Raw genomic sequence first — 551 nt, forward strand, 5'->3', positions numbered from 1 at the left:
CTCAACATTAATAACGTCACCCAGGAAGTAAGAGTTTGAAGGCCTCTCATAGGACCAGTCATCAGTCATGAGCTTCAGGGAGAACACCAAGACTTCTTCACCAGCCTCCGTTGAGGCATAAGGGACCCAAGTTGGCTTCAAGGCACTACTGCTGACATTTTGAAACCTTTGATAGTGGCATTGAACTCCAATAACTGCACCACCTGCACGGGTAATCGGAGTGCCAGCAAACGCCTCAGGAGTGTAGGTAAGGGCAAAGGTGTAGACAAGCTCATCCTTGGTCATCATCAAGACACTGTTGCAGTCCTGCAGTTCATTCTCAAAGAAGAGCACCTTAGAGCCTGGGACCAAACCGACAACAGGACATCCTCCCAGAGTCAGACCAGATGGCTGGATCAGTTCACCATTGCTAAACAAGTCCTGCTGTACCTCCACATGAATCCGGTTCTCACCGCATTGAATAGCTACACTACTGGGGGTCACAGGTTGCCTCAAATGGAAATCCACCGCCATCTCACTCGGCACTTCTGGAACAATGGGAAACCTCCAGT

1 protein-coding gene is annotated in these 551 nt (G+C 49.7%); it reads right to left on the minus strand.

The window, feature by feature from the left end; genetic code table 11:
- Nucleotides 1-483, minus strand: a 483-nt coding sequence (locus GQR53_RS20585; RefSeq protein ID WP_206013420.1) for a zona pellucida domain-containing protein, incomplete at its 3' end; no start/stop codon positions are given.
- Nucleotides 484-551: the final 68 nt, after the last annotated feature.

Source organism: Pseudoalteromonas sp. Z9A6 (assembly GCF_011378805.1).
Taxonomy (GTDB): domain Bacteria; phylum Pseudomonadota; class Gammaproteobacteria; order Enterobacterales; family Alteromonadaceae; genus Pseudoalteromonas; species Pseudoalteromonas distincta.